At 73.2% G+C, this 26,209-nt stretch carries 25 protein-coding genes and 1 pseudogene; 8 read left to right on the top strand and 18 right to left on the bottom strand.

What is annotated here, in order from left to right; all coding sequences use genetic code 11:
- A pseudogene (locus ACME2J_RS17735) lies at positions 1 to 511 on the top strand (hypothetical protein); the annotation flags it as partial.
- Between the two features lie 24 nt (positions 512 to 535).
- Here ACME2J_RS17735 and ACME2J_RS17730 read toward each other — a convergent pair.
- On the bottom strand, positions 536 to 781 hold the full coding sequence (locus ACME2J_RS17730) for a hypothetical protein (RefSeq protein WP_495546273.1): 246 nt from the start codon (positions 779 to 781) through the stop codon (positions 536 to 538).
- A 56-nt stretch (positions 782 to 837) separates the two neighbouring features.
- Complete coding sequence (locus ACME2J_RS17725; protein ID WP_495546272.1) at positions 838 to 1,632, bottom strand: MBL fold metallo-hydrolase; 795 nt, start codon at positions 1,630 to 1,632, stop codon at positions 838 to 840.
- Between the two features lie 105 nt (positions 1,633 to 1,737).
- Here ACME2J_RS17725 and ACME2J_RS17720 point away from each other — a divergent pair, with 105 nt between their 5' ends.
- Positions 1,738 to 3,183: a wax ester/triacylglycerol synthase family O-acyltransferase gene (locus tag ACME2J_RS17720; protein ID WP_495546271.1), complete on the top strand. Its 1,446-nt coding sequence runs from the start codon at positions 1,738 to 1,740 to the stop codon at positions 3,181 to 3,183.
- 3 nt (positions 3,184 to 3,186) lie between these two features.
- Here ACME2J_RS17720 and ACME2J_RS17715 read toward each other — a convergent pair whose 3' ends face one another.
- Positions 3,187 to 4,407 (bottom strand): PQQ-dependent sugar dehydrogenase, encoded by a 1,221-nt coding sequence (locus tag ACME2J_RS17715; RefSeq protein ID WP_495546270.1) that lies wholly within the window; start codon positions 4,405 to 4,407, stop codon positions 3,187 to 3,189.
- 99 nt (positions 4,408 to 4,506) lie between these two features.
- Here ACME2J_RS17715 and ACME2J_RS17710 point away from each other — a divergent pair, with 99 nt between their 5' ends.
- Entirely contained in the window at positions 4,507 to 5,886 is a 1,380-nt protein-coding gene (locus ACME2J_RS17710) for a dihydrolipoyl dehydrogenase family protein (protein WP_495546269.1), read from the top strand.
- Positions 5,887 to 6,065: 179 nt separating this feature from the next.
- Here ACME2J_RS17710 and ACME2J_RS17705 read toward each other — a convergent pair whose 3' ends face one another.
- The 5 genes from ACME2J_RS17705 to ACME2J_RS17685 form a co-directional block, all read right to left on the bottom strand.
- A complete protein-coding gene (locus tag ACME2J_RS17705) occupies positions 6,066 to 7,166 on the bottom strand; it encodes an LLM class flavin-dependent oxidoreductase (RefSeq protein WP_495546268.1) in 1,101 nt (366 codons plus the stop codon).
- Positions 7,167 to 7,378: 212 nt separating this feature from the next.
- Positions 7,379 to 8,605, bottom strand: a complete 1,227-nt coding sequence (locus ACME2J_RS17700) for a cytochrome P450 (RefSeq protein WP_495546267.1) — start codon at positions 8,603 to 8,605, stop codon at positions 7,379 to 7,381.
- A gap of 4 nt (positions 8,606 to 8,609) precedes the next feature.
- Positions 8,610 to 9,731, bottom strand: coding sequence for a thiolase family protein (locus tag ACME2J_RS17695; protein WP_495546266.1), 1,122 nt, complete (start codon positions 9,729 to 9,731; stop codon positions 8,610 to 8,612).
- Positions 9,728 to 10,123, bottom strand: coding sequence for a Zn-ribbon domain-containing OB-fold protein (locus ACME2J_RS17690; RefSeq protein ID WP_495546265.1), 396 nt, complete (start codon positions 10,121 to 10,123; stop codon positions 9,728 to 9,730). Before ACME2J_RS17690 ends, ACME2J_RS17695 begins: the two co-directional genes overlap by 4 nt.
- Positions 10,120 to 11,520, bottom strand: coding sequence for a phenylacetate--CoA ligase family protein (locus ACME2J_RS17685; RefSeq protein WP_495546264.1), 1,401 nt, complete (start codon positions 11,518 to 11,520; stop codon positions 10,120 to 10,122). The genes ACME2J_RS17690 and ACME2J_RS17685 overlap by 4 nt, the downstream gene beginning before the upstream one ends.
- A 141-nt stretch (positions 11,521 to 11,661) precedes the next feature.
- Here ACME2J_RS17685 and ACME2J_RS17680 point away from each other — a divergent pair, with 141 nt between their 5' ends.
- Positions 11,662 to 12,240: a TetR/AcrR family transcriptional regulator gene (locus tag ACME2J_RS17680; protein WP_495546263.1), complete on the top strand. Its 579-nt coding sequence runs from the start codon at positions 11,662 to 11,664 to the stop codon at positions 12,238 to 12,240.
- A 12-nt stretch (positions 12,241 to 12,252) separates the two neighbouring features.
- Here the strand turns inward: ACME2J_RS17680 and ACME2J_RS17675 are convergent, their stop codons facing one another.
- From ACME2J_RS17675 to ACME2J_RS17660, 4 genes are all read right to left on the bottom strand, one after another.
- Positions 12,253 to 12,798, bottom strand: coding sequence for a VOC family protein (locus ACME2J_RS17675; protein ID WP_495546262.1), 546 nt, complete (start codon positions 12,796 to 12,798; stop codon positions 12,253 to 12,255).
- Between the two features lie 5 nt (positions 12,799 to 12,803).
- A complete protein-coding gene (locus ACME2J_RS17670) occupies positions 12,804 to 13,613 on the bottom strand; it encodes an alpha/beta fold hydrolase (RefSeq protein ID WP_495546261.1) in 810 nt (269 codons plus the stop codon).
- Between the two features lie 97 nt (positions 13,614 to 13,710).
- The gene (locus ACME2J_RS17665) at positions 13,711 to 14,511 is read right to left on the bottom strand and encodes an SDR family NAD(P)-dependent oxidoreductase (RefSeq protein WP_495546260.1); all 801 of its coding nucleotides are present in this window, start codon (positions 14,509 to 14,511) and stop codon (positions 13,711 to 13,713) included.
- Positions 14,508 to 15,074 carry a carboxymuconolactone decarboxylase family protein gene (locus ACME2J_RS17660; RefSeq protein ID WP_495546259.1) on the bottom strand — a complete coding sequence of 189 codons (567 nt, stop codon included), beginning with the start codon at positions 15,072 to 15,074 and terminating at the stop codon, positions 14,508 to 14,510. Before ACME2J_RS17660 ends, ACME2J_RS17665 begins: the two co-directional genes overlap by 4 nt.
- 211 nt (positions 15,075 to 15,285) lie before the next feature.
- Here ACME2J_RS17660 and ACME2J_RS17655 point away from each other — a divergent pair, with 211 nt between their 5' ends.
- Together ACME2J_RS17655 and ACME2J_RS17650 are read left to right on the top strand one after the other, a co-directional pair.
- The gene (locus tag ACME2J_RS17655; RefSeq protein WP_495546258.1) at positions 15,286 to 16,569 is read left to right on the top strand and encodes a cytochrome P450; all 1,284 of its coding nucleotides are present in this window, start codon (positions 15,286 to 15,288) and stop codon (positions 16,567 to 16,569) included.
- Positions 16,570 to 16,710: 141 nt separating this feature from the next.
- A complete protein-coding gene (locus tag ACME2J_RS17650; protein ID WP_495546257.1) occupies positions 16,711 to 17,553 on the top strand; it encodes a mycofactocin-coupled SDR family oxidoreductase in 843 nt (280 codons plus the stop codon).
- A gap of 66 nt (positions 17,554 to 17,619) precedes the next feature.
- Here the strand turns inward: ACME2J_RS17650 and ACME2J_RS17645 are convergent, their stop codons facing one another.
- From ACME2J_RS17645 to ACME2J_RS17635, 3 genes are all read right to left on the bottom strand, one after another.
- Positions 17,620 to 17,832 carry a dodecin gene (locus ACME2J_RS17645; protein WP_495546256.1) on the bottom strand — a complete coding sequence of 71 codons (213 nt, stop codon included), beginning with the start codon at positions 17,830 to 17,832 and terminating at the stop codon, positions 17,620 to 17,622.
- Between the two features lie 35 nt (positions 17,833 to 17,867).
- The gene (locus tag ACME2J_RS17640) at positions 17,868 to 19,502 is read right to left on the bottom strand and encodes a long-chain fatty acid--CoA ligase (protein ID WP_495546255.1); all 1,635 of its coding nucleotides are present in this window, start codon (positions 19,500 to 19,502) and stop codon (positions 17,868 to 17,870) included.
- A 76-nt stretch (positions 19,503 to 19,578) separates the two neighbouring features.
- Positions 19,579 to 19,992 (bottom strand): nuclear transport factor 2 family protein, encoded by a 414-nt coding sequence (locus ACME2J_RS17635; protein WP_495546254.1) that lies wholly within the window; start codon positions 19,990 to 19,992, stop codon positions 19,579 to 19,581.
- A gap of 178 nt (positions 19,993 to 20,170) precedes the next feature.
- Here ACME2J_RS17635 and ACME2J_RS17630 point away from each other — a divergent pair, with 178 nt between their 5' ends.
- Entirely contained in the window at positions 20,171 to 20,869 is a 699-nt protein-coding gene (locus tag ACME2J_RS17630; RefSeq protein WP_495546253.1) for an EthD domain-containing protein, read from the top strand.
- 21 nt (positions 20,870 to 20,890) lie between these two features.
- Here ACME2J_RS17630 and ACME2J_RS17625 read toward each other — a convergent pair whose 3' ends face one another.
- The 3 genes from ACME2J_RS17625 to ACME2J_RS17615 form a co-directional block, all read right to left on the bottom strand.
- Positions 20,891 to 22,009, bottom strand: a complete 1,119-nt coding sequence (locus ACME2J_RS17625; RefSeq protein ID WP_495546252.1) for a phosphotransferase family protein — start codon at positions 22,007 to 22,009, stop codon at positions 20,891 to 20,893.
- Between the two features lie 99 nt (positions 22,010 to 22,108).
- Positions 22,109 to 23,479, bottom strand: a complete 1,371-nt coding sequence (locus ACME2J_RS17620; protein ID WP_495546251.1) for a bifunctional 3,4-dihydroxy-2-butanone-4-phosphate synthase/GTP cyclohydrolase II — start codon at positions 23,477 to 23,479, stop codon at positions 22,109 to 22,111.
- Positions 23,480 to 23,612: 133 nt separating this feature from the next.
- Positions 23,613 to 24,650: a phosphotransferase family protein gene (locus tag ACME2J_RS17615; protein ID WP_495546250.1), complete on the bottom strand. Its 1,038-nt coding sequence runs from the start codon at positions 24,648 to 24,650 to the stop codon at positions 23,613 to 23,615.
- A gap of 124 nt (positions 24,651 to 24,774) precedes the next feature.
- Between ACME2J_RS17615 and ACME2J_RS17610 the strand changes: the two genes are divergently transcribed.
- On the top strand, positions 24,775 to 26,052 hold the full coding sequence (locus tag ACME2J_RS17610; RefSeq protein ID WP_495546249.1) for an acyl-CoA dehydrogenase family protein: 1,278 nt from the start codon (positions 24,775 to 24,777) through the stop codon (positions 26,050 to 26,052).
- Positions 26,053 to 26,209: the final 157 nt, after the last annotated feature.

The following is a 26,209-nucleotide window of genomic DNA, read 5'->3' as shown; positions in this document are numbered from 1 at the left end:
CCCGTCGAGCCCGTCGCCCTCCGAGAAGCGCGAGGCTCCGGGGCGGGCGACGGACGCGCCGGTCGTCGCGAAGGCCCGCTCGCAGGCGGCCGCCGCCGTGCCGGTCACGGCCGCGAGCGGCAACGAGAAGGCCGCCGACGACGCGCGGGCGAAGCGCGAGGCGCGCAAGGAGCGCGCCGCGGAGAAGGAGCCGGCGCCCGTCGAGGGCACGGTGACGCCGCTCCCCGCGGTCCCGACCGAGGCCGAGGCGGCGGAGAACGCCGGCAGCCTGCTCGCCCCCGACGCGCCGCCCGCCCCGCCGGAGACCCCGGCCGCCGGGACGCCGACCGCTCCGCCGGCGAGCACGCCGCCCGCGGAGGAGACGCCGGCCGCCGCCCCGCGCCCCGCGCCGTCGATCCTGCCGCTGCCGGACGTCGCGCGACCCACGCCGGCCCCGGCGCCCACCGGCGCCGATGCCGAGGGCTCCGTGCCCGCCGAGGGCCCCGGGGGCGTCTCGGCGCCTGCGCCCTAGGCTCGGCGCCGTCGGCCGGCGCGGTCAGACCGTGCCGTCGGACTCCGCACGCGCCGTCGGCGCGCGCACGAGGTGCTCGGCGGCGGCCCGCTCGGCCTCCGCCTCCTCGGGCGTCTGGTCGGGCCAGTGGCCGTGGCGGTCGTAGAAGTCGCGGGCCGCCTCCTCGTCATGGCGGACGTCGTGCCCCGTCGCCATGTAGGCGAGCATCGCGAGGACCCCGCCGATGGAGACGGTGAGGATGAAGATGCTCCAGAGGCTGAGCCCGAACACCCTCCGAGGGTACCGCGCCGCCCTCGGGCCGGATCCACCGCTCCGCGGGGACCCCCTCAGACGGCGCGCCCGCGCAGGAAGCTGACGTCCGGGCGCTCGGTCCCCTCGGGGAGCGCACCCTCCTCCGCGAGCTTGTCGAGGTGCGCCGCGAGGGTGACGGTCGCCGCGAGCCGCAGCGACTCGGGCGCGTCGGACCACACGTCGGCGAGGATCTCGTCGACCCCGCGCAGGCCGCGGTCGAGCGCGGCGACGAGCCGGCGCTCGCGGTCGAGGCGGTGCGCGACGTAGGCGTCGATCTTCGCGTGGGCGTCGGTGACCAACGGCCCGTGACCGCAGGCGATGAGCGAGAGGGGGCGCGCGCGAAGACGGCGGAGCGCGTCGAGGTAGGCGCGGAGCGCACCCGGATCGGGTGCGACGAAGACGCTCCCCTCACCGAGGATCGCGTCACCGCTGAACAGGACGCCCGTGTCGCTCACGAAGGCGACGTGGTCGGGAGCGTGCCCCGGCGTCGCGACGACCTCGAGCGGACCGAGGCGGTCCCCGTCGGCGAGACGGAGGTCGGCGGGGTGGCGGACGGCGCCGACGGGGACCTCGCCGCCGAGGCGCTCGCGGAGGGCGTCGACGCCCGCGGCGTGATCGCCGTGGTCGTGCGTGAGGAGGAGGCCGGCGGCGCCGCCCCGCGACCGCGCCTCCGCCGCGACGGCGTCGAGGTGCGGGTCGAGCGCGGGGCCCGGGTCGACGACCCAGCAGGGATCGCGTCCGACGATCCAGGTGTTCGTCCCGGTCAGCGTGAACGGCCCGGGGTTCGGCGCGCGGAGGTGGGCGACGTCGTGGGCGCCGAGCGGGTCCATGCCCTCATCCTCCCACGGGGCTGGTGAGTCGGTTCGACCGCCGGGAGCGCGAATCTCACCCGGCGGGAGGTGGCACGCCGCCGCCCGATGCGCGACGATGCTCGCGTGGACCGCCCCGACCGCCTCAGCGCGCTCGACGCCGCCTTCCTCGATCTCGACACCGCAGGTGCCCCGCTCCACGTGGGGTGGACGATGCGGTTCGACGGCCCGTGCCCGCCGCTCGCCCAGCTGCGGCGTCACATCGAGGCCCGGCTCGACGCGGTCCCGCGCTTCCGGCGCCGCGTCTGCGCGCCCCGGCTCGGCCTCGGCGATCTGCGGTGGTCCGACGACCCCGGCTTCGACATCGCGCACCACGTCCACGGCCTGCGCCTCGCCGAGCCGGGCGGGGCCGCAGAGCTCCGCGAGCTCGCCGGGACGCTCATGTCGCAGCCGCTCGACCCGGCGCGACCGCTCTGGCGCGTCTACCTCGTCGACGGCCTGCACGGGGGCGGGTTCGCCTTCATCGGGCAGGCGCACCACGCGCTCGTCGACGGGATCGCGGCGATCGAGGTCGCGCTCCTCCTCTTCACCCCCACGCCGCCTCCCGCCGCCGAGGCGCGCCCCGCCGGCACGGCGTGGCGTCCGCGCCGGCCGGTCTCGCTGCCGTCCTCGGTGACGGACGCGGTCCGCGTCCGCGCACGCGGGAGCCGGGACGGCGCCGAGGCCCTCGTGCGGGCCGCGGGGCGGTCACGCCCCCAGACGCTGCGGAGCACCGCCGGCGCCGTGCAGTCGCTCACGCGAGGCGGGGTCGCGACGAGCCTCGAGCGCACCGCGGGCCCGGCGCGCGAGATCGCGTTCGCGCAGACGTCTCTCGAGCGGGCGAAGGAGGCGGGCCGCCGTCACGGGGGCACCGTGAACGACGTCCTCCTCGCCGCCGTGACGCTGGCCCTCGGCCGGGCGCTGCGGCGCCGCGACGAGTCACCGGACGCCGTGAAGGTCCTCATCCCGGTGAACGTCCGCGACGCCGCCCCCGACGGCGAGACCCTCGGCAACCGGATCTCGTTCCTCGCGATCGAGCTGCCCGTCGGCGAGGCCGACGGCCTCCGCGTCCTGCGCCGGATCCGCGGCCAGACGCGCGCGGCGAAGGCGGACGGGCAGGCCGGGCCGATCGCCGCCCTCGCCGACGCCGCCGACCTCGTGCCGGCGGCGGCCCGCCGCGCGGTGGCGCGCAGCGCCGCCCGCTCGATGTCGTTCGCGGCGGTCGTGAGCAACGTGCCGGGCCCGCCCGTCGACCTCGAGCTCCTCGGCCGCCCGCTCCAGGCGATCTACCCGTCCGTCCCGGTCGTCGACGGCCACGCGCTCACGATCGGCGCGCTCTCCTACCGTGACCGGCTCCACCTCGGCGTCACCGCGGATGCGGTCGTCATGCCGGACGCCGTCGACTTCGCGCGCGACGTCGAGCAGGCCTTCGACGCGCTCGCCGTCCTCCCCGCCCTGCGCGAGGTGACGCCCTGGCGGAGCCGGGCCCGGGCGCGGCGACGCACGCTCGCGGTCGTGCGCGACGACGCCTGACCGCTACTTCGTCCCGATCCGGAACACCGTCCCGCCGAGCGAGACGACGTAGATGCGGCCGCGCGTGTCCTCCCCGAAGGACGAGAGGCTCTCGACCTTCGGCAGCGGGAGCCGGCGGTCGTCACGGGCGCCGTCGGTCGTCAGGCGCGCCGCGCGGATCCGCCCCTGGCAGAAGTCGCCGTAGACGTAGTCGCCCCGCAGCGACCTCGGGAGAGCCTCGTCGCGGACGACGTACCCGCCGGTGATCGAGCACCAGCCGTCGTCGTGGGACTTCTCGATGACGGGCGGGACGTGGCCGGGGGCCGGCTCGTCGAAGTTGCGCTTCGAGCCCTCGAACGGGCGCCACCCGAAGTTCGCCCCCTTGCCCTCGTCCTTGCGCACGAAGTCGATCTCCTCGACGGCGCTCTGGCCGACGTCGCCGATGACGAGGTCACCGGTCCGGCGGTCGAAGGAGTACCGCCACGGGTTGCGCAGGCCGTAGCTGTAGATCTCGTCGCGGGCGCCCCGGCGGTCGGTGAACGGGTTGGCCTCGGGGACGCGGTAGCGGCGGGAGCCGGTCTTCCTCGGGTCGATGCGGAGGATCTTGCCGAGGAGAGAGCCGAGGTCCTGGGCGTTCCCGCGCTCCCCGTGCTGGTCGTTCCCGCCGCCGCCGTCGCCGGTCCCGATGTAGAGCAGCCGACCACGTGGACCGAACTCGAGGAGGCCGCCGTTGTGGTTCGGCTCGGGGCTGTCCATCCGCAGCACGAGGCGGGCGCTCGAGCGGTTCGCGCGATCGGCGCGGGCGCGGCGGTACTCGACGACGCGGTTGTCCCCGCGCTTGTCCGTGTAGTAGACGTAGAAGAGCCCCGTCCTCTGATGGCTCCTCGGGAAGGCGACGGAGAGCAGGCCCTGCTCGCCGCCCGAGCGGACCTTGCTGCGGATGTCGAGGAACGGCGTCTTCAGCTTCCGCCCGCCGCGGACGACCATGATGCGGCCGGGCTGCTCGACGACGTAGAGCCGACGCGTGTCCCCCGGCGCGCCGGTGACGTAGACCGGCTGGTCGAACGTCCCGACCTTGCGGAGCGCGAGGTCGTCCTCGGACTGCGCCGTTCCGGCCGCCGGAGCCGGCGCGGGCGGCGCGGTCGCCGCGGGCGGCGCGGTCGCCGTCTCCGGCGACCCCTCCTCGTCCCCGCAGGCGGCGAGGAGGACGGCGACGGAGGCGGCGGCGATCGCGGCGAGGCGCATGGCGCCTCAGCTTGCCACGCCGGACGCGGCGCGTCGACGGCCTGCGCGCGCCCGCTTCGGCGGCGATTCGTCGCGGCGTGAGCGGGAAGACTCGCCGCCATGGACGAACGCACCTGCGATGTCATCGTCGTCGGCGCCGGCCCGGGCGGAGAGGTCGCCGCGGGTCGCCTCGCCGAGGCCGGGAAGGACGTCGTCCTCGTCGAGGAGGAGCTCGTCGGCGGCGAGTGCTCGTTCTGGGCGTGCATGCCGTCGAAGGCCCTCCTGCGGCCCGGCTCGCTGCTCGCCGAGGTGCGGCGGGTGCCCGGCGTGCGTGAGGACCCGGGCGCGCCGCTCGACGTCGCCGAGACCCTCCGGCGGCGCGACGAGGTGATCCACGACCTCGACGACTCGGTGCAGATGCCCTGGCTCGAGGAGCGCGGCATCGAGCTCGTGCGCGCTCGCGGCCGGCTCGACGGCGAGCGCGCCGTCATCGCGGGGGACCTCCGGCTGATCGCGCGGGACGCGGTCGTCCTCGCCCCGGGGACCGCCGCCTCGCTGCCACCGGTCGACGGTCTCGCCGACGCGCGCCCGTGGACGAACCGCGAGGTGACGACCGCCGACGCCGTCCCCTCGTCCCTCGCAGTCCTGGGCGGCGGGCCGGTCGGCTGCGAGATGGCGCAGGCCTACGCGTGGCTCGGCGCGGACGTCACGCTGCTCGAGGTCGCCGACCGGCTGCTCGCCAAGGAGGAGGACTTCGCCGGGGACGCGGTGGCCGCCGGCCTGCGCGACTGCGGCGTCGACGTGCGCTGCGGCGCCTCGGTGACGCGTGCCGACCGCGAGGGCGAGGAGGGTCCGGTGAGGCTCACGCTCGAGGGGGCCGGTGACGTCGTCGCCGACGAGCTGCTCGTCGCCGCCGGCAGGCGTCCCCGGACCGACGACATCGGGCTGGAGTCGGTCGGCCTCGAGCCCGGCGGGCCGATCGAGGTGGACGACCGCCTCCGCGTCCCCGGTCGCGAGTGGCTGTACGTCGTCGGCGACGCGAACGGCCGGTCGCTCCTCACCCACGTCGGCAAGCACCAGGCGCGGATCGCCGCCGACGTCGTCCTCGGCGAGCTCGTCGCGCTGCGCCCGTCGCTCGACCCGCCCCCGCGGGTGACGTTCACCGAGCCGCAGGTCGCCGCCGTCGGCCACACCCTCGCCCAGGCGCGGGAGGCGGGGATCGACGCCCGCGCGCACGACGCCCCGACGTCGAAGAACGCGGGCGGCTCCTTCCACGGCCGGGGCTCGGACGGCACGACGCGGATCGTCGTCGACGCCGACCGCCGGGTCGTCGTGGGCGCGACGTTCGTCGGCCCCGACGTCCAGGAGATGCTCCACGCCGCGACCGTCGCGATCGTCGGCGGCGTGCCGCTCGACGACCTCGTCCACGCCATCCCGCCGTTCCCCACGCGCAGCGAGGTGTGGCTGGCGCTGCTGGAGGACGCCCGCGGCGACGGATGAGCCATCCGTCCTGACGAAACTCGCCCCTGGGGTGAGTTTCGTCAGGAGCGGGTGGCGGTCCCCACCGCCGGGCCGGCCCGCCGGGTCAAGAGCGAGCCGGCCCGTTGGAGGAGGAGCGCCCGACGAGGGGCGCACCGGGGGCCACCACCGGTCTGGCGGCCCCGGCTGAGGGGCTGCCTCTAGGCCGCAGCCCCCGTCTTCGCGCCGAGCTTGTGCAGCTCGGGCACGACCTTCTCGGCGATCAGCCTGAGGCTGTCCTTGACGAGGTCGTGCGGCATGCCGGCGTACGACACCGCCATCGCGGGACGGAGCTCACCGGTCATCTCGTACCGGCGGGTCCACTCCTCGATGATCTGGTCCGGCGTGCCCCAGGCCTGCGAGTCGACGAAGCCCTGGCAGGCGGCCTCGAGGCCCGCCTCGCGGATCGCGTCCGCACCGGCCTGGTAGGCCTGGTAGCCCTTCGTATCGCCCCAGTGAGAGCCATCGAAGTCGTAGTGCTTGATGACGCTCAGGTAGTACTTCGACAGGTACTTCGTCGCGATCTCCTTGGCCTTCTCGGGATCCTCGTGGCAGTACGTGAAGTCCGAGAACACGGGGGCCCCGGGCTCCTTGCCCGGATGGACCTCGTGGAAGCGCGCCCGCCAGGCCTCGACGGCCTCGTGGTGCTGCTCCCAGGGGAGCTGCACGAAGGACATCATCGTCCCGCCGATGTTCGCCGCCGCCATCGCGGAATCCGGCGTCATCGCGACCGAGAAGAAGCCCTTGTCGCGGTAGCCGCCCGTCGGCTTGGGGTGGATCTCCGTGCGGGTCTGCTTGAAGTGCTTCGTGTCGTACTCGGCGACGCCGGTGTCGAGCATGTCGAGGATGAGCACGGCGGCCTCGTCGAAGCGCTCACGCGACTCGTTCATGTCGATGCCGAAGGCCTCGTACTCCTGACGGGCCAGGCCACGCCCGAACCCGAGGAGGAAGCGGTCGCCGAGCAGCGTCTCGAGCAGCGAGATCTTCTCGGCCACGCGCGTGGGGTTGGGCCACCACGGCAGGATGATCGCGCCGGTGCCCATCTTGATGCGGCTCGTCTTCCCCGCGAGGTACGAGAGCCACTGCATGTTGTCGGGCATCATCGAGTAGTTCGGATCGAAGTGATGCTCCGGAAGGAGGAAGAAGTCCATCCCGACCTCTTCCGCCAGCAGGCAGATCTCGGTCTCCCGCCGCATCATCTCCTGGTCCGAGATGCCGTCGTCGTGGGTGTTCTGGAAAATGAACTGCAGTCCGACTTCCATCTCCGTCGTCCTCCTCCGCCGTCGGCGGGTGCTCGGCTCTTTCCAGCGGTCGCCCGGTTCCGGGGACGGCCGCCACTGGGACTCACGCTACGCAGCGAGCGCGCGTGTTCCCACGGCGGATCGCGCCGCCGTTGTGGAGTCCTCCAGTGACTCCGAGCGGCCGCCCGCCGAGCCGTCGCCGACAGGTCTCCGCGCGCCGTGGAACCGGGCGCTCAGGCCCCGTAACGCACCGGGAACTCGCGCAGGCCGCGCGTGAGGAGCAGCGGCGCGTAGGTCAGCCCGCCCTCGATCTCGGCGCCGTGGAGGCGCTGCAGCATGCGCGGCAGCGCGATGCGCGTCTCGAGGCGGGCCAGCGGCGCGCCGAGGCAGTAGTGGATGCCGAAGCCGAAGGCGACGTTCCGGTTGTCGTCCCTGCGCAGGACGATCCGGTCGGGATCCTCGAAGCGCCGCGGGTCGCGGTTCGCCGAGCACTGGACGAGCAGGACGCGCTGACCCTCCTCGATCTGCCGCCCGTGCAGCTCGAAGGACGCGCCCGCGCGCCGCACGACGAGCTTCGCCGGTCCGTCGTAGCGGTTGAGCTCCTCCACGGCGTCCTCGGCGATGTCGGGCTCGTCGAGCAGCAGGCGCGCCTGGTCGGGGTGGCGGAGCAGGGCGAGGAACCCGTTGGCGATGAGGTTCGTCGTCGTCTCGTGACCGCCGAACAGGAGGAGGACGCACGTGTGCACGATCTCGTCCTCGGTGAGCGTCTCGTCGCCTTCCTGGGCGGCGATGAGCCCGGAGATGAGGTTCTCCGCCGGGCGCCGGCGGTACGTCGTGACGAGATCGCGCAGGTAGCCGGCGAGGGCGACGAGGCCGTCCTGGGCGCGCCGGCGGTCGGACTCGTCCTTCGCCCCCTCGAAGACGAGGGTCGTGATGTCGTCCGACCAGCCGCGGAAGAGGTCGCGGTCCTCCGCGGGGACGCCCAGGAGCTCCGCGATGACCATCGCGGGGATCGGATACGCGATGTCGCGCACGACGTCGACGGTGCCCGCCTCCGGCAGGTCGAGGACGTGTTCGACGACCTCGACGACCCGCGGCTCCAGCCGCTGCACGGCCCGCGGCGTGAAGGCGCTCTTGACGAGGTTGCGCAGACGCGTGTGCTCCGGCGGGTCCTTGAAGACCATCCAGTCCGACAGCACCTCGTACGTCGGCCCGCGCTCGCGCCGCTCGTCGTCGGAGAGCTTGTGCTCGTAGACCGCCTGCACGCGGTCCGAGGACAGCCGCTTGTCGAGGAAGCCGGCCGCGACGTCCTCGTAGCGCGTGATGACCCACGACTTGTGCGCCGCGTTGTAGTGCACGGGGTCCTGCTCGCGCAGGGCGCCGAAGAACGCGTAGGGGTCGGCGAAGGACTCCGGGCTGAGGAGGTCGACGTCGCCGAGGGGAGTGCTCGCGCGCGACACGACCTCAGGCCCCCAGCACCGTGACGACGCAGCCGTTGCCGTCGAGGCCCGACGCGCCGCCGCCCATCGTCTCGACGAGCCCGGTGCGGGCGCCGTCGACCTGCCGGTCGCCGGCCTCGCCGCGCAGCTGCCAGACGACCTCGGCCACCTGCGCGAGGCCGGTGGCGCCGAGGGGATGGCCGCGGGACAGCAGCCCGCCAGAGGGGTTGACCGGCCGGCGCCCGCCCAGCGAGGCCTCACCGGAGCGCACGAGCGCCGGGGCTTCCCCGGTCTCCGCGAGCCCGAGCGCCTCGACCGTCACGAGCTCGCCGATCGTGAAGGCGTCGTGGCACTCGACGACATCGACGTCCTGCGGGCCGATGCCGGCCTCCTCGTAGGCCGCTGCGCTCGTGTCGCGGACGACGTCGTGGCCCCAGACGTGCTCGGAGGCCTGGTCCCACGCGCGCCCCGAGGCGAGGACGCTCGAGCGGATCGGCACGTCGCGGCCGTCGCCGCGGTCCGGGCCGAGCACGGCCGCCGCGGCGGCGTCGGAGAGGCCCGCGCACTGGTAGAGGGTGAGCGGATCGGCGATCGGCCGGGAGCCGAGGACCTCCTCCTCGGTGACCGCCTGCCGTCGCTGCGCCCGGGGGTTGCGCGCGCCGTGGGAGCTGTTCTTGACCGCCACCTGCGCGAGATCCCGCTCCGTCGCGCCGGTCTCGGCGAGATAGCGCGAGGCGCTGAGGGCGTAGAGCGCGGGCAGCAGCAGGCCCGAGGCCTGCTCGGGATCCGTCGCCTCGGGCGCGATCGGGCCGTCGAACAGCGTGCTCATGTGCTCGACGCCGAGGGCGAGGACGCGCTCGTGACGGCCGGCGAGGATCGCCTCGCGCGCCTCGTGGTAGGCCGTCGTGCCGCTCGCGCACGCGTTCTCGACGGTGATGATCGGGATGCCCGTGAGGCCCATGCCGCGCAGCGCGCGCTGGGCGACGCCGGGGGCGCCGAAGACGGTCCCCACGTACGCGGCGTCGACGGTCTCCACGCCGGCGTCCTCGAGGGCCTCGGCGATCGCCACCCATGCGAGCTCCGCGGGCAGCAGCTCCGGCTGGCGGCCGAACCGCGAGGTGCCGACGCCCCAGACCGCGGCGGTCACGAGAGCACCTCCACGGCGGGGTCGCCCGCGTCGGTGGGCGCCCGCAGCCGCACGCGGGACCCGACGGACACGCCGCCGGGCTCGCCCGCCACCCGGGCGAGCAGGCGCGGGCCGTCGTCGAGGTCGACGTAGGCGAGCGCGAAGGGGACGTCGTCGCCCTCTCGCGCCGGGACGTGGACGACCGTGTGGCTCCACACCGTGCCCTCCCCCCCGAAGCGCTCGGGAGCCGTCAGCGACCGGCAGCGCGGGCAGCGCGGGAGCTCGTGCGCGAGGGCGTGCCCGCAGGCGGTGCAGCGCGCACCCGCGAGCAGCCAGCCGCCGCGGCCGTCCTCGACGAGGAGCGGCCGCGGATCGGGAGGCACGGACGTCCGGCGGGTGGTGACCGAGCTCACGAGACCCCCGCCGCCGGGGAGTCCGCCTTGGCGCGCTCGTCGACGACGCGCCGGGCCTTGAAGACCGTCGGCGGCAGCGTCCCGGGCTCCAGGAGCTCGACGGGGATCCGGATGTGCAGCGCCGTCTTGAGACGGTGCTCCGCCTCCTGGACGATCGCCTCGCGGGCTTGCGCGGAGGCGCCGTCGAGTCCGCGTGCGGCCTCCGGCGTCAGCTCGGCCCGGATGCGCATCTCGTCCATCGCGGCGGGACGCTCGACGACGATCTGGAACTCCGGCCCGAGCGCCTTGACGCGACGCAGGACCGCCTCGACGGCGCTCGGATAGATGTTCGCGCCGCGGATGACGAGCATGTCGTCGAGGCGGCCGAGGATCCCCTCTGGCAGCCGCGGGTACGTGCGCCCGCACGACGTCGGGCCGTCGTGGACCATGTAGGTCTCGTCGCCCGGCCAGAAGCGGATCATCGGCTGCGAGTCGCGCCAGAGGTGCGTGTAGACGATCGCGCCGCGCTCCCCGTGGGGCAGCGGCGCGCCCGGGTCCTCGCGGTCGACGACCTCGGCGTAGACCTCGTCCTGGATGAGGAGGACGCCGTCCTCCGGGTTCGCCGTGACGTTCGTGTTGAAGGGATACATCTCCGAGGTCGAGCCGGAGTCGTGGACCGACGCGCCCCACCCCTCGGTGATGACGTCCCGGATGCCGGGGAGGCTGCCGCCCGGCTCCCCGCCGACGATGAGCCGCTGGACCGAGCAGCCGGCGAGATCGAAGCCCGCCTCCTCGGCGACGCCGATGAGGTGCTGGCAGTAGGAGGGCGTGCCGCTGAAGATGGTCGAGCCCACCTGCTCGATGAGCTGGAGGTGCTTCTCGGAGTCGAGCGGCCCGACCGGGAAGGCCGTGGCGCCGAGGTGCTCCAGGCCCTGGAGGACGCCCCAGCCGCCGAAGAAGAGCGAGAACGGGAAGCCGATCTGCGCGATGTCGCAGGGCCGCGCTCCCATCGCCCACATCGCGAGGGCGACGAGCTCGCGGGAGCGCTCCCAGTCGTTGCGCGAGACCGAGTAGAGCGTCGGGACGCCCGATGTGCCCGAGGAGCCGTGGATGCGAGCGAGGTCGTCCTGGCGGAAGCTGCCGGCGTAGGAGCCGAACGGAGGGTGCTCCTGCTGGTCGGCGACGAGCATCTTCTTCGTGATGACGGGGACCTTCGTCGAGAAGTCCTCGAGGGTCCTCACGTCGTCCGGGTGGAAGCCGTGGGCGTCGTAGTGGCGGCGGTAGAACGGCAGCTCGGCGTACACGTACGCGAGCTGGTGCTTGATCCGCTCGAGGATGAGCCGGTCGCGCTCGCGCGGGTCGCGCGTCTCTCGCTCCTCGTCCCAGTAGCGGCGATAGCCGCGGCTGTCGGTGGTCACGTGGTGTCCTCCAGCGCCTCGGTGGTCGGATCGACCCTAGTAGACCGACCGGTACAGCGGGCAGCGGCGCGGACGCCGTCCGTGGAACCCTCCAAGCGAGGCCCGTTCGTCGGCGGGAGGCGGTATATGCTCGCGCGCCGGATGGCGACGACACGAGGTCACGACCAGAAGCAGCGGATCCGCCTGAAGGCCGCGCGCCTGTTCGCCGCCAACGGGTACGACGCCACCGGGATCCAGGAGCTCTCGGAGGCCGTGGGCCTGGGCCGTGGCGCCCTCTACCACCACATCGGCAGCAAGGACCAGCTGCTGCACGACATCATCACGCACGCCGTGATCGAGGTCGTGAAGGAGGCCGAGGCCCTCCTCGAGATCCCGATGGAGGCGGAGGATCGCTTCCGCGCGGTGAGTCGCCTCTCGATGGCCTCGGTCGCCGGCCACCTCGCGGAGTGGACCGTCTTCTTCCGCGAGCTCCCGGCGCTCAAGGGGCCCATGCGCCGCGACGCCATCGAGTGGCGCGCGCGCTTCGAGAACGTGTGGGCCGCCGTCCTCGCGCAGGGGGTCCGCGACGGCGTCTTCCGCGAGGTCGATCCCGTGATCGTGAAGGGGATCCTCGGCATGCACAACTACGCGCACGTCTGGCTGCGGTCGCGCGGGCGCCTCAGCTCCGACGAGATCTCCGACGCGTTCTGCGACGTCCTGCTCGGCGGCCTGCGCGCCTGAGGCGCCCCGTCTCTACGCGGCCTCTGGGGGCGGGTGCGGGTACCAGGCCTCCGGCTCGGGGGCGAAGCCCTCGGGGAACTCGAAGACCTCGATGTAGGGCGAGGCCGCATCGCCGCTGTGGTAGTACCCGAACGGCACCTGCCCGTTGAACGCGCGCCCCGAGGTGAGCCGCTGGTAGCCGCGCTCCTCGAGGCCGGCCATCCGCTCCTCGATGGGGATGCCGCCGCAGTCGACCGCGAGGTGGTGCAGGCCCTCGTAGCCCGCGTCCAGCGCCTCGGTGAAGAGGCTCGTCCCCGAGACGGGCTGGATGACCTCCCACATCATCGCGCCCTGCACCGTGAAGGCGGCCTTGATCGCGTAGTCCGACGGCTGCCCGCGGAACTCGAGGTCCTCGCAGTCGTCCGGCCCGATCGTGAACACCTGGAACGGCCCGATGCCCATGCGGACGAGGTTGTCGAGGCCGCGGTGCAGGTCGCGCGCGACGAACGCCACCTGCACGGTCTCGCCGACGAAGCCGTCCAGTTGCGGGGTGCTGCCCTTCGCGTGCTGGTCGGTCATGGTTCTCAGTCCAGTCCCTGCAGGAAGGCCCGCAGCTCGGAGAGGTACAGGTCGGGCTCCTCGAGGGGCGGCGCGTGGCCGCTGCCCTCGCAGGCGACGAGCTTCGCGTCCGGCAGCAGCTCGGCGGCCGCCTCGGCGATCGCGAAGGGGACGAACACGTCGTGACGCCCGCCGAAGACGAGCGCGGGCGCCGAGATCTGCGGCAGCGCCTGCCGCAGGTCGACGTTGTAGGCGAGGTCGGAGAGCGTCTCGTCGGCCCGGGGAGAGGTCTCGAGGAACATGTCCGCCATCCAGCCGTGGACGGCCGGGGAGATCTCGACGTGGCAGATGGCCTCCGAGACGGCGAAGGCGGTGTCCACCCGCGCGGTCTTGAGGCCGACGAGGGTCTGCTCGGCGTTCTCGATCGGATTGCCCTGCGGGAAGTCGTCCGCCGCCGCCCAGCGCGGGCTCGCCCCGCACGTGAGCACGAGGCCGCCGACCCGGTCGCCGAGGCGCGCAGCGCCCTCGGTGACGATCGCGCCGCCGGCCGACCACCCGTTGAGCACCGGCCGGTCCAGCCCCAGGTGGTCGGTGAGCTTGACGAGGTCCTCGCCCTGCGTCGCGATCGTGTTGTCGCGGAAGTCCTTGTCGGAGCGCGCGCAGCAGCGGTGGTCGGTGACGACGACCTCGCGGCCGTCGGCCACGAGCTCGGCCACGACGCGGTCCCACAACCGTCCGCTCATGCCCCAGGCGTGGACGAGCACGATCGGCCTGCCGGTGCCGCGGTGATGCTCGTAGTAGATCCGCCGATCGTCTTCGACAGCCAGGTGGGGCATGGGTGGCTCCTCGGTCGTTGTGACTCCTAGCCCACCGCAATCGAGAGGGCGGCGGCGGCGCGGACGGGCGGTGCGTTGTGCAGTTCTCCAGGGCCCGTCACGCGTAGCCTCCGTCGACGTCGAGCAGAGCCCCCGTCGTGTAGCTCGACGCGTCGCTCGCGAGGTACAGCGCCGCCCCGACGATCTCGTCCGGGCGCCCTCCGCGCTGGAGCGCGAAGGCCCGGGCCTGCTCGGCGAAGACCTCCTCGTCCCAGGCCTTGCTGATGTCCGTGAGGAAGGTCCCCGGCAGGATCGCGTTGACGCGGACCTTCGGTCCCCAGGAGCGGGCGAAGGCCTGCGTCATCGCGTTGAGCCCCGCCTTCGCCGCGGCGTAGGGGATGACGTCGGGCTTCGGATGGCGCGCCGCGACGCTCGAGACGTTGATGATCGAGCCGCCGTCGCCCTCGGCCATGCGCGTGCCGACGAGGGCGGTGAGGCGGAACGGGCCCTTGAGGTTGACGCCGAGGACCTTGTCCCAGAGCTCCTCGCTCACCGCGGCGGGCTCGGGGTACACGGGCGACATCCCCGCGTTGTTGACGAGGACGTCGACCTTCCCGAACTCGTCGTAGGCGCGCTCGACGAGCGCGTCCATGTCCTGCCAGCGGCCGACGTGCGCCGCGCAGGGCAGAGCCCGGCGGCCGGTCGTCGTCGTGACCTCCTCGGCGAGGGCCTCGCAGGCGTCGAGCTTGCGGCTGGCGATGACGACGTCGGCGCCGACGGCGGCCATCGCGAGGACCATCTCCCGGCCGAGCCCGCGAGACCCGCCGGTGACGAGCGCGACGCGCCCGGTGAGGTCGAAGAGCTCGCGGGGGTCCGCGGGTCGCCGTCCGGTCTCGGGATCGCGGTCGGTCGCCGTCATGCGCGCACCAGATCGCCCTCGCCCCACGGCGTGATCGTCGTCCCCCGGACCGTGAACCGCTCGGGGAGCTCGTCGACCATGTCCCAGCTCGAGTCGAGCCGGCCGAAGCCGACGCACAGCGCGCAGAGGACGCCGAGGGCGACGATCTCGGGCTCGGTGAAGTGCTCGCGCAGCCCCTCGTAGGTCTCGTCGGTGATCGAGAGGTGGTCGGTGGCGAAGCGGTCCGCGTAGGCGAGAGCGGCGCGCTCCGCGTCCGAGAGATCGGGCGCCTCCTCCGGTCGCTCCAGCGAGCAGACGAGATCCTCGTCGACGCCGGCCTCGGCGCCGGGGGAGTAGCGGATCGCCATGCAGCTGCGGCACTGGTTGTGGAACGCGATCCGCAGGCGCACGAGCTCGACCATCCGCGGCGGCAGGCCGGGGTGCTCGAACATGACGGTGGTGGCGAAGGAGAGGAACGCCTGGGCCGTGTCCGGGCGGTTGGCGTGGATCCTCAGATTGAGCGGGGCATCCGGGCCGAACAGGGGCTCGTACTTCTCGGGCGGTGCCGGTGTGACTCGGGCCATCGGGGGGTCCTCCCTCTCGTGGGTGCGAATCCACGTTCGCGTGCGGCGCGCCGCGCCGCAAGACCGGCCCGCCCCATGCCTGTGGGACCCCACGAAGGCGCGGCGGCCGCGGGGACCCGCCGCGGACCGGCGCGCGTACGGTCGCGTTTGCACGGCAGCTCCGGGGAGGTCCCCGGCGCGGCCCCGGACACCACCAGCGGAGGCCTTGACCATGAGCCAGGACGCCGTCCACACGCACGAGCGGCACATCACCGACCCCGAGGTCATCGAGAGCCCGTACGCGTTCTACGAGGAGCTCCACGAGCGCTGCCCGGTCAAGCACGAGCCGGGCGTGGGATGGCTCGTCAGCCGCTACGCGGATGTCCGCGCGATGGCGCTCGACACCGACGCGTTCTCGTCGAGCATCGCCGGCCCGGACGGGCCGCGCCACATGGGCGTCAGCCCCGAGCCGCTGTCGGACGAGGTCAAGGAGCTGCTCGGGCACTATCACCCGATGGACAACGCGCTGTTCACCGCCGACCCGCCGGCGCACACGCGGCACCGCGCGCTCGTCAACAAGGCGCTGAACCCGCGGCGCGTGCGGCAGCTCGAGCCGGCGATGCGGCAGATCGCGAACGAGCTCGTCGACGACTTCGCCGGCGAGGGCCGCTGCGAGCTGCACACGCAGTTCGGCGTGCTTCTCCCCCTCACCGTCATCTCCGACACGCTCGGGGTCGACCGGAAGGACATGCCCGACTTCAAGTACTGGTCGGACTGCATGATCGCCGGCAACCTCGACATGCTCGACAACACCCGTCGCGCCGAGGTCGCGCGCGCGGTCATCGCGTTCCAGCAGTACATGATCCCGCGCATCGAGGAGCGTCGCGCGACGCCGCACGACGACCTCCTCGGCGACCTCGCCACCGCGGAGATCACCGACGACGACCCGGACGTCGCCGGGCCGCGGCGTCTCACGACCGCCGAGCTCCTCCCCATCGTGAGCCAGCTCCTGCTCGCCGGGAACGAGACGACGACGAACCTCATCGGCAACGGCATGGCGATCCTCGCCCAGCGCCCCGACGTCATGTCGCGCGTCCGCAGCGACCATGCGCTCATCCCCGCCTTCATCGAGGAGGTGCTGCGCTACGACGGCCCGATCCACTGCACGTTCCGGCGCACGACCCGCGACGTCGAGCTCGGCGGCGAGCACGTCCCCGAGGGCGAGATGGTCATCCCGATGTGGGGCGCCGCCGGACAGGACCCGGAGGTCTTCGCGCATCCCCGGGAGCTCGACATCGATCGACCCAACGTGCGGCGCCATCTCACGTTCGGCGCCGGCGTGCACTTCTGCGCCGGGGCGGAGATGGCCCGCGTCGAGGCCCGCGTCGCCTTCGAGGTCCTGCTGAGCCGGCTGACGGCCATCCGCCTCGTTCCGGGCCAGGACCTCACCCACCATCCGAGCTTCTCCGCGCGTGGCTACCGGGAGCTGCACCTCGAGTTCGAGCAGGCGGCCTGAGCCTGCCCGGCCCCGGCCGGCGCTCGGTTGTGAGCGGCGCCAACGGCCCGGCGCCGCCGGGGCCACGCGCCGCTCACGCCGCCGTACGTTCTTCACCCCGCCGCCCTGAGAGGCGGAGAATCGACAGGAGGAGCCAGACGCATGGGCAGTCTCGAGGGCAAGGTCGCGTTCATCACCGGAGCCGCGCGAGGCCAGGGCCGCAATCACGCCGTCCGCCTCGCCGAGCAGGGCGTCGACATCATCGCTCTGGACAACTGCGACTCGATCCCGACCGTCGCCTACGGCGGGACGACTCCGGAGGACCTCGAGGAGACGGTCCGCCAGGTGGAGTCGCTCGATCGCCGGATCTACGCCCAGCAGGCCGACGTCCGCGACCTGGAGGGCGTGCGCTCCGCCGTCGACCGCGGCGTCGCCGAGCTCGGCGGCCGTCTCGACATCGTCATCGCGAACGCCGGCATCGCGTCGATCTCCCCCTCCCGCGAGATGTCCGATCAGATGTGGCACGACATGATCGACATCAACCTCAACGGCGTCTGGCACACGGTCCACACCGCCCTGCCCCACCTGAAGTCGGACGGCACGGGCGGCTCGATCGTCCTCATCGGGTCGGTCGCCAGCCACAAGGGCCTTCCGAACCTCGTGCACTACGTCGCGGCCAAGCACGGCGTCGTGGGGATGACGAAGACGCTGGCCGCCGAGCTCGGACCGGAGAACATCCGCGTCAACGCGGTGTGCCCGACGAACGTCGACACCCCGATGGTGCAGAACGAGTTCATCATGAAGCTCTTCATGCCGGAGCTCGAGCACCCGACGCGCGAGGACGCCGAGAAGCCCGACTCCGCCTACCGCGCCGCGAACTCCATCCCGGTGCCGTGGATCGACGTCGACGACGTGACGAACGCGATCATGTTCCTCGTCTCCGACGAGGCCCGGTACATCACCGGCGTGGCCCTGCCCGTCGACGCCGGCTTCCTCCTCAAGTGAGCTGAGGAGCGCCTCTCGCCGACGGTCCGCTCGTCATCGCGGACCGGCCGGCGGCGGGCGCCCGGCTCACTCCTCCATCCGGAAGCCCACCTTCAGCGTCACCTGGAAGTGGTGGATCTCCCCGTCGTCGCCGAGGTGGCCGCGCGTCTCGACGACCTCGAACCAGTCGAGGTTGCGGAGCGTCTTGCCCGCGCGGGCGAGCGCGTTTCGGATGGCGGCGTCGGTCGAGTCCGCCGACGTTCCGACGATCTCGCTGATCGAGTAGACGTGGTCGCTCATGGGGCTCCTCCTGTGGGCTCGGCTGGGATCGGTTCTCAGGTCCGCGCCTGGTGGGCGTCGACCACTGTCACGTCGAGTGACTCCTCGGAATACTGCTTGCGCAGCGTCTTCTTGTCGAACTTCCCGACGCTCGTCTTGGGCACCTCGGTGATGAAGGACCACCGCTCGGGCACCCACCACCGCGCGACCCGGCCGTCGAGCCACTGGCGCAGCGACGTCGCGTCGGCGGTCGACCCCTGGCGCAGGACGACGCAGGCGAGCGGGCGCTCGTCCCACCGGGGGTCGGGCACGGCGACGACCGCGGCCTCCAGGACGTCGGGGTGGCCCATGAGGACGTTCTCGAGCTCGACGGAGGAGATCCACTCGCCGCCCGTCTTGATGACGTCCTTCGTGCGGTCGGTGAGCTGGACGTAGCCCTTCTGGTCGCCGTAGCCGACGTCCCCGGTCCGCAGCCACCCGTCGCGGAACTTCTCGGGGGTGTCCTCGGCGTAGTACGAGGCGGTGACCCACGGGCCCCTCACCTCGATCTCGCCGACGGTCTTGCCGTCCCACGGCAGCTCGCGGCCCTCCTCGTCGACGAGACGCATCTCGACGCCGGCGATCGGCTTGCCGGACTTCGTGCGCCAGAAGGTCTCCTCCTCGGGCGCGGCGTCCTTCGGCGGGTGCGCGAGCGCGGCGAGCGGGCTCGTCTCGGTCATGCCCCACCCCTGGAGCATCGGGACCCCGTAGCGGTCGCGCAGCGCGTCGATGAGGCTCGCCGGCACCGGCGCCCCGCCGCAGAGCGCGAGGCGCAGGCACGAGAGGTCGAGCGGGTGGCGCTCGCCGTAGGAGAGGAGGTCGTTGTAGATCGTCGGCACGGCCCCGGTGAACGTCGGGCGCTCCTCGGCGATCATCCGCGCCAGCGGCTCGGCCTGGAGGAGCTCGCCGGGCAGCACCATGTCGCAGCCGGAGATCCAGCCGGAGTACGGGAGACCCCACGCGTTGGCGTGGAACATCGGCACGATCATGAGGATGCTGTCGGCCTGCGACAGGCCGAAGGCGTTGCCCGAGCACTGCGCGAGCGCGTGGACGTACGTCGAGCGGTGGCCGTAGGCGACGCCGCGCGGGTTGCCGGTCGTGCCACTCGTGTAGCACATCGACGCGGCGGCGCGCTCGTCGATCTCGGGCCACCGGGGCGCCTCGCCCTCGGGCCCCAAGACGTCCTCGTAGCGGTGCACCTCGCCCGGCAGCCCCTCGACGTCACCGTCGCCAAGGACGACGGTGTGCTCCACGGTCGTCAGCCGGTCGGCCACCTCGGCGACCTTCTCGGCGAGCGAGGAGTCGACGAGGAGGACGCGGTCGCCGGCGTGCTCGATGACGTAGGCGAGCTGATCGGCGAACAGCCGGATGTTGAGCGTGTGGAGGACCGCGCCCATGCAGGGAACCGCGAAGTACGCCGCGAGGTGCTCCTGGTGGTTCCAGCAGAACGTGCCGACGCGGTCGCCCTCGCCCACGCCGAGGGCCTGCAGGCCGACGGCGAGCCGGTCCGCCTCGGCGGCGACCTCCGCGAACGTCGCCCGACGCACGCCCGCGGGGGAGTGGCTCGTGACCCGGGTGTCCGCCCAGAAGCGCCGGCCGTGCTGGAAGATGCCCGCGACGGTCAGCGGGACGTCGGGCATGGTGGACTGCATCGCTGCCTCCCTCTCGAGGACCGCTCCGGTGCGCGCGCCGGGCCCGCCCGGTCCGGGCGGGCCCGGAAGGGCGCTGCTACCCGAAGAAGACGTCGTTGGTGTGCATCGTGTCGAGGTACTCCTTGACCTCGGCGATCTTCCCGTCCTTGACCCGGAAGAGGAAGTGGTACTGGTTGTTGTAGATGCGCCCGTTGTTGAGCTCGGCGTAGGACTCCGTCTCGACCGCCACGCGCTCGCCCTCGGCGGTCGTCGCGTGCGGTGTGAGCTTGATGGGGCCCTTGCAGTTGTCGGCGACGCCGGACAGCATCTCGCCGAACTCCTGCTTCGTCTTCGTCCCCGAGAGGGGGATCGTCCCCCCGACCCACCAGGTCGCCGAGTCGTCCATCATGTCGAGGATCGCCTGGACGTCGCCCGTGGAGAAGACCTCCAGGAACTTCAGGACGGTCTGCCTGCTGGCCTCGGTCTCGGTGGTGGTCGCGTTCGCGGCCATGTCGTTCCTTCCGCTCGTCGGTTGCCGGTGGGCCGACGCTAGAACCCCCCGCGGGCACCGCCAAGGCGGTGGCGGGCGCGCTTTGTAGCGATCCCCCATGACCGCCCGGCGCGTGCCCCCGGACACGGCCGCCGACCGCGAGGATCGAGACCCCGAACCTCAGAGGAGAGGAGCGACCGTGGTCAAGGTCTTCGCGCTCCTGCCACGCCGGCAGGACGTCACCGAGGAGTTCTTCCATCAGCACTGGGCCGGCATCCACGCCGACCTGGCCAAGCGGATCACCACCCTGCAGCGCTACGTGCAGTGCCACCGCAAGGGCGACGGGGTGCCGGGCGTCGCGCCGGCGCCGTTCGAGGGCATCGCCGAGGTGTGGTTCGTCGACGCGGCCACCGCCGCCGGGATGGGAGAGGATCCGAACTACGTCAACGGCTGCCACGTCGACGAGCCGAACTTCATCGACGTCGACAACCTCGCGTTCGTCATGACCGAGTGGTCGGTGGTGCGCAGCGGACCGCCGGTCGACCAGGACACCCCGGGCACCAAGGCGATGCTGCTGCTGCGCCGGCCGGCCGGGCAGGACCCCCAGGCCTTCGCCCAGGCGCTCCGCGACGCCGAGGACCGCATCGCCGAGCGGGTCCCCGACGCCCGTCGCGTCACGGTCGCCGTCGCGCTCCCCGACATGTACGCCGAGGGCGCGGAGCCCGCCTACGACGCCATCGTGGAGATGCTCTTCGACGAGGGCGCAGATGCGGCCGCGGCGGCCGCGGACGCCCTCGAGGACGTGTCCGGCGTCGCCGACGCCGGCCGGTCGGAGAGCTTCGTCGCCGAGGAGCTGCGGGTCATCTGGCCGCAGGACGCGGTCGGGGCGACCGCCTGAGGACCCGCGTCGCGCGTCGCGTCACAGCAGGGCGCCCCGGGAAGCGCCGAGCGCCTGCTCGGCGATCCGGGGGACGCCCTGCTCGAGCGTCGCGAAGAACGGATCGGTCGTCGTGCCCGCGAGGAAGCGCCGGTAGCTCGCCTCCAGCAGGATCGCGAGCTTCCACAGCGCGAGCGCCTGGTACCACCCGAGGTCGTCGAGCGACGCGCCGGAGGCCGCGGCGTAGCGCTCTGCGAGCTGCCGACGCGTCGGGAAGCCCGGCTCGGTCGTGACGGCCGAGATGCCGGCGAGCCGGTCGGGCTCCTCACCGCGATCGATCCACGTCGCGGTGAGCCACCCGATGTCGGCCAGCGGGTCGCCGAGGGTCGCCATCTCCCAATCGAGGATCGCCAGGAGACGGGCCGGCGCCGACGGCCCGAACAGGACGTTGTCGAGCTTGTAGTCGCCGTGGACGATCGCGGTCCGCGGCGTGCGCGGACGCCCGCGGGCGAGCAGATCGGCGACCTCGTCGAGCGCCGGGAGAGGCCGGGTCTGGTTGCGACCCCACTGCTCGGTCCACAGACGCACCTGACGCTCGAGGTAGCCCGCGCCCTTGGCGGGCGAGCCGAGGCCCGTGCCGTGCGGGTCGACGGCGTGCAGCTCGGCGAGCGCGTCGACGAGCTCGGCGCCACACCGCGCGCGCTCCTGCGGCGTGTCGAGGGGCGGGGGCGTGACGTCGCGCAGGACGATCCCGTCGAGCGCCTCCATGAGGTAGAAGGGCGCGCCGGTGATCTCCGGGTCCTCGCAGGCGAGCACCGGGACCGGCGTGCGGACCGCCCGCTCGCGCAGCGCCGTCATCACCCGGTGCTCGCGCAGGACGTCGTGGGCCCCGCGGGCGTACGGCGGCCGGGGCGGTCGCCGGAGCACCATGCGCCGGCCGGCGGACTCGACGAGGAACGTGGGGTTGGAGTGGCCCGCGTCGATGCGCGTGACGGCCGGGCGCTCGTCGAGCCCCAGCACGCGCTGGAGACCCTCGAGCACGACGAGAGGCGACAGCCCCCGCTCCCGGGCCTCCTTCCACGAGTCGACGACGTCGACGAGGGCACCCTTGTCGGTGGCCGCCTCGCCCGTCGCGTCCCGCTCGGGCATGAGGCTGGTCATGACGTGAAGGTTGACGCCCGCCGCCCGTGCCCCGGGCCCGGCGTCCGCCGGACCTTGTGACGGCTCACAAGGCCTCGGGGCGTCTTTCCGGTCGTTCTGTCAGACCGCCATGTCGACGTCGGGCAGCCACGAGAAGTCCGGCTCCGGCGCGGCCGGCGCCGCGGAGGCGGCCGCCTCGACCGGGACCGGCCGCGCGCCGGCGGGCGGCGTCGGGGCATCGGGCGCCGACGGCTCCCCCGGCTCGGCGAGGCGCAGGTAGGCGCTGCGGGTGAGCTGGTGCCCGAGGCGCTCGCGCTTCGTCTGCAGGTAGCTCGCGTTGTGCGCCGTCGGCCGCCGCTCGAGCGGCAGGCGGTCGACCACCCGCACGCCGTGCTCCTCGAGGGCCGCGGCCTTCTCGGGGTTGTTCGTCATCAGGCGCACGCTGCGCACGCGGAGGTCGCGCAGGATCTGGGCGCCGATCCCGAAGTCGCGGCCGTCGACGGGCTGACCGATCGCGAGGTTCGCGTCGACGGTGTCGAGACCGTCGCGATCCTGCAGCTCGTAGGCCCGGATCTTCTCGACGAGGCCGATGCCGCGCCCCTCCTGGGCGAGGTGCACGAGGACGCCCTTGCCCTCCTGGCCGATGCGGCGCAGCGCCTCCTGCAGCTGGCCGCCGCAGTCGCACCGGGCGCTGCCGAAGGCGTCCCCCGTGAGGCACTGCGAGTGCAGGCGCGAGAGGACGTTCGTGCGGCCCTCCACCGGGCCCATCACGAGCGCGATGTGCTCCTCGCCGCTCAGCGTGTCGCGGTAGCCGACGATCTCGAAGGTCCCCCAGCGCGTCGGGAGCTGCGCGCTCGCGACGCGCTCGACGAGGCGCTCGGTGCGCCGCCGGTGGGCGATGAGGTCCTCGATGGTCACCATCGACAGGCCGTGCTCGGCGCAGAAGCGCTCGAGGTCGGGCACCCGCGCCATCGTCCCGTCGTCCTTGAGCACCTCGCAGATGACGCCGGCGGGGCGAAGACCCGCGAGACGCGCGAGATCCACCGAGGCCTCGGTGTGCCCCGGCCGCTCGAGGACGCCGCCGGGGCGGGCGCGCAGCGGGAAGACGTGACCGGGCTGAACGAGGTCGTCGGGGCCGGCGGCGGGATCGATCGCGACGGCGATGGTCCGCGCCCGGTCCTGGGCAGAGATGCCGGTCGTGACGCCGTCGCGCGCCTCGATCGAGGCGGTGAACGCCGTGCCGTACGGGGTGCTGCCGCGGGCCTCCACGAGCGGGAGCCGGAGCTCGTCGCAGCGGTCGCCGTCGAGCGCGAGGCAGACGAGCCCGCGCGCGTGGCGCACCATGAAGTTCACCGCGTCGGCATCCGCGTGCTCGGCGGCGACGACGAGGTCGCCCTCGTTCTCGCGCGCTTCCGCGTCGGTGACGACCACGATCCGCCCGGCGGCGATCTGGGCGATCGCCTCCTCGGCATCGACGAAGACGTTGCTCATTCTCTCCTCGACCGTTCCTTGGGGACTCCCACAACAGCGTGTCAAATCGCGTGCGCCGACCGAGCCGGCGCGCCCCGCCGCCGTTGTGGACCGCGACAGGACCCGTGATCGACGGCGCGCCCGCGCCCGCCGCTCAGGTGCGCTCCGTGAACGCCCGGGCGTCGGCGAGCAGCCGCGGGACGTCGTGCTCGAGCTCGCGGGCGTAGCGGGTGTCGAGCCGGCCCGAGACGTGGTGCAGGTGCGCACCCTCGACGATCGCGGCGAGCTTCCAGAGCGCGAGGACCATGTAGTAGTCGAGATGCTCGAGCGAGCGGCCGCTGCGCCGCTCGTAGCGCTCCGCGAGCTCCTCGCGCGTGGGCGCTTCCTCCGCCCGGCTGAACCCCTGGATCCGGGGCATCGCGTACGGCTCGCAGCGCTCGCGGCCCCACAGGCCGAGCATGAGGCCGACATCGAGCAGCGGGTCGCCGATCGTCGCCATCTCCCAGTCGATGACGGCGAGCAGCCGCACGGGCTCCTCGCGGCTGAAGAGGCAGTTGTCGACGTGGAAGTCGCCGTGGAGGATCGCCGGCTCCTGGTCGGGCGGGCGGTGCTCCTCGAGCCAGTGCGCGACGACGTCGAAATCCGGGAGGTCACGGTGCCGGCTGGCGGCGTACTGGCGCTGCCAGCGCCCGACCTGCCGGTGCAGGAACTGCTCCGGCCGGCCGAAGTCCTCGAGGCCGAGGTCCCGCCACGGCAGCGCGTGGAGGTCGGCGAGCGCGTCGATCGTCGCGAAGCCCACCGCCCCCGCCGACTCCGGCCGGTAGCTCTCCGGGAGGCGCTCGGTGAGCGAGACTCCGTCGACGTGCTCCATCAGCAGCGCCGGCGGCCCGCCGGGCACCGGCGCGCGCGCGACGGCGATCGGCCGCGGCACGGGCACGTGCGTGTCGGCCAGCGCCATGAGCATCCGGTACTCGCGCTCGACGTTGTGGGCGCTCGCGTCGAGGGCCGCCGAGGGCGGGCGGCGCAGGACGCGCTTGGCGACCGGGCTGGTCACGAGCAGGGTGTCGTTGGAGTTGCCACCGCCCAGGGGGCGGATCGTGAAGGGCCCCGGGTCGTCGGTCACCCGCTCCAACCAGCGCGCGAGCGGGTCGGTGGCGGCCGTCGCGGTCCCTGGCGCAGCGATCCCATCCATGGCGGCGATCCTCCCTCCCGTTCCGCGCGGAGGCCAGCCGCCCGTCGGCGCTGCTTGTCCTTCGCTCCAAACCCGCACCGCCTCGCGGGTCGAAGACGCGCCCGGCGCCTCTAGCCTCGCGACCATGGCGTGGGACTTTGAGACCGACCCGGAGTTCGAGGAGAAGCTCGCGTGGATGCGCGGGTTCGTCCGCGAGGAGATCTTCCCGCTGGAGACGCTCGAGCTCGACCACCCGACCTTCCGCCGGATCGCGGCGCCGCTCATGGACGAGGTGAGAGCGCGCGGCCTGTGGGCGGCGCACCTCGGTCCCGAGCTCGGGGGCCAGGGCTACGGGCAGGTGAAGCTCGGCCTCATGCACGAGGTGCTCGGCATGTGCGAGTACGCGCCGCCGATCTTCGGCAACCAGGCGCCCGACTCCGGCAACTCGGAGATCCTCGCGCTCGCCGCCACGCCCGAGCAGCGCGAGCGGTGGCTCGCGCCCCTGCTCGCCGGCGAGATCTACAGCGCGTTCTCGATGACGGAGCAGGGGACGGGCGCCGACCCCACCCAGTTCACGACGAGCGCCCGCCTCGAGGGCGACGAGTGGGTCATCAACGGCGCCAAGTGGTACATCTCGAACGCCGACCGGGCGGACTTCCACATCCTCATGGCGGTGACCGACCCCGACGGCGAGCGTCACCGGCGCGCCTCGATGATCATCGTCCCCACCGACGTGCCGGGCATCGAGCTGCGCCGCATCTGCTCGATGAACGACCCCCACCCGGTGCCGTCGATGCACACCCAGGCGGAGGTGACCTACACCGACGTCCGGGTCCCCGCCGCGAACCTGCTGGGTGAGCGCGGAGGCGCGTTCAAGATCGCCCAGCAGCGCCTCGGACCGGGCCGCATCCACCACTGCATGCGCTGGATCGGGGTCTGCCGGCGGGCCTTCGACGCGCTCTGCGAGCGCGCGGTGAGCAAGTCCCTCCACGGCAGCCGGCTCGCGGACAAGCAGACGATCCAGAACTGGATCGCCGACAGCCTCGCCGCCATCGAGGCATCCCGGCTGCTCGTGCTGCACGCCGCGTGGAAGATCGACCAGGTGGGCGCCGAGGAGGCCCGCCGGGAGATCGCGATGATCAAGTACCACGGCGCGCCCGTCATGCAGGACGTCCTCGACAAGGCGATCCAGATCCACGGCTCCTTCGGCTACTCGACGGACCTCCCCCTGGAGCACCTCTACCGCTGGGCGCGCGCCTCGCGCATCTACGACGGCCCCGACGAGGTCCACCGCATGACCGTCGCGCGCAGCGTCCTGCGCGGGTACGAGCCGCGCGAGGTGCCCAGCGAGCACGTGCCGACGCGCCGCGCCGCGGCGCTCGAGAAGTACGGCCACCTGCTCGACGAGGCCGCCGTCAGCTAGCCGGCGGCGGCGCGCGTCGCCGGAGGGCCGAGCCGCGGCAGGAGCGCGGCCGGCTGGCGCGCGCGCAGCGCGCCCCGCCAGACGCCGGCCGCGTAGGCGGCCTCGTCGACGAGCGCCGCCGCCACGCCGGCCGCCGACCGCTCACGGGCGAGGTGGG

The organism is Paraconexibacter sp., assembly GCF_059438195.1.
This window is presented reverse-complemented; position numbering and strand designations above follow the sequence as displayed.

What these genes read in the sequence shown, in the direction of transcription:
- ACME2J_RS17705 (WP_495546268.1), bottom strand. Translation starts at nt 7,166, where the DNA reads ATGGAAGTCGGACTGCAGTTCATTTTCCAGAACACCCACGACGACGGC.
- ACME2J_RS17645 (WP_495546256.1), bottom strand. Translation starts at nt 17,832, where the DNA reads ATGAGCGACCACGTCTACTCGATCAGCGAGATCGTCGGAACGTCGGCG.
- ACME2J_RS17725 (WP_495546272.1), bottom strand. Translation starts at nt 1,632, where the DNA reads ATGGACCCGCTCGGCGCCCACGACGTCGCCCACCTCCGCGCGCCGAAC.
- ACME2J_RS17680 (WP_495546263.1), top strand. Translation starts at nt 11,662, where the DNA reads ATGGCGACGACACGAGGTCACGACCAGAAGCAGCGGATCCGCCTGAAG.
- ACME2J_RS17710 (WP_495546269.1), top strand. Translation starts at nt 4,507, where the DNA reads ATGGACGAACGCACCTGCGATGTCATCGTCGTCGGCGCCGGCCCGGGC.
- ACME2J_RS17615 (WP_495546250.1), bottom strand. Translation starts at nt 24,650, where the DNA reads ATGGATGGGATCGCTGCGCCAGGGACCGCGACGGCCGCCACCGACCCG.
- ACME2J_RS17715 (WP_495546270.1), bottom strand. Translation starts at nt 4,407, where the DNA reads ATGCGCCTCGCCGCGATCGCCGCCGCCTCCGTCGCCGTCCTCCTCGCC.
- ACME2J_RS17635 (WP_495546254.1), bottom strand. Translation starts at nt 19,992, where the DNA reads ATGGCCGCGAACGCGACCACCACCGAGACCGAGGCCAGCAGGCAGACC.
- ACME2J_RS17610 (WP_495546249.1), top strand. Translation starts at nt 24,775, where the DNA reads ATGGCGTGGGACTTTGAGACCGACCCGGAGTTCGAGGAGAAGCTCGCG.
- ACME2J_RS17640 (WP_495546255.1), bottom strand. Translation starts at nt 19,502, where the DNA reads ATGCAGTCCACCATGCCCGACGTCCCGCTGACCGTCGCGGGCATCTTC.
- ACME2J_RS17665 (WP_495546260.1), bottom strand. Translation starts at nt 14,511, where the DNA reads ATGACGGCGACCGACCGCGATCCCGAGACCGGACGGCGACCCGCGGAC.
- ACME2J_RS17620 (WP_495546251.1), bottom strand. Translation starts at nt 23,479, where the DNA reads ATGAGCAACGTCTTCGTCGATGCCGAGGAGGCGATCGCCCAGATCGCC.
- ACME2J_RS17670 (WP_495546261.1), bottom strand. Translation starts at nt 13,613, where the DNA reads ATGCCCCACCTGGCTGTCGAAGACGATCGGCGGATCTACTACGAGCAT.
- ACME2J_RS17650 (WP_495546257.1), top strand. Translation starts at nt 16,711, where the DNA reads ATGGGCAGTCTCGAGGGCAAGGTCGCGTTCATCACCGGAGCCGCGCGA.
- ACME2J_RS17660 (WP_495546259.1), bottom strand. Translation starts at nt 15,074, where the DNA reads ATGGCCCGAGTCACACCGGCACCGCCCGAGAAGTACGAGCCCCTGTTC.
- ACME2J_RS17625 (WP_495546252.1), bottom strand. Translation starts at nt 22,009, where the DNA reads ATGACCAGCCTCATGCCCGAGCGGGACGCGACGGGCGAGGCGGCCACC.
- ACME2J_RS17655 (WP_495546258.1), top strand. Translation starts at nt 15,286, where the DNA reads ATGAGCCAGGACGCCGTCCACACGCACGAGCGGCACATCACCGACCCC.
- ACME2J_RS17675 (WP_495546262.1), bottom strand. Translation starts at nt 12,798, where the DNA reads ATGACCGACCAGCACGCGAAGGGCAGCACCCCGCAACTGGACGGCTTC.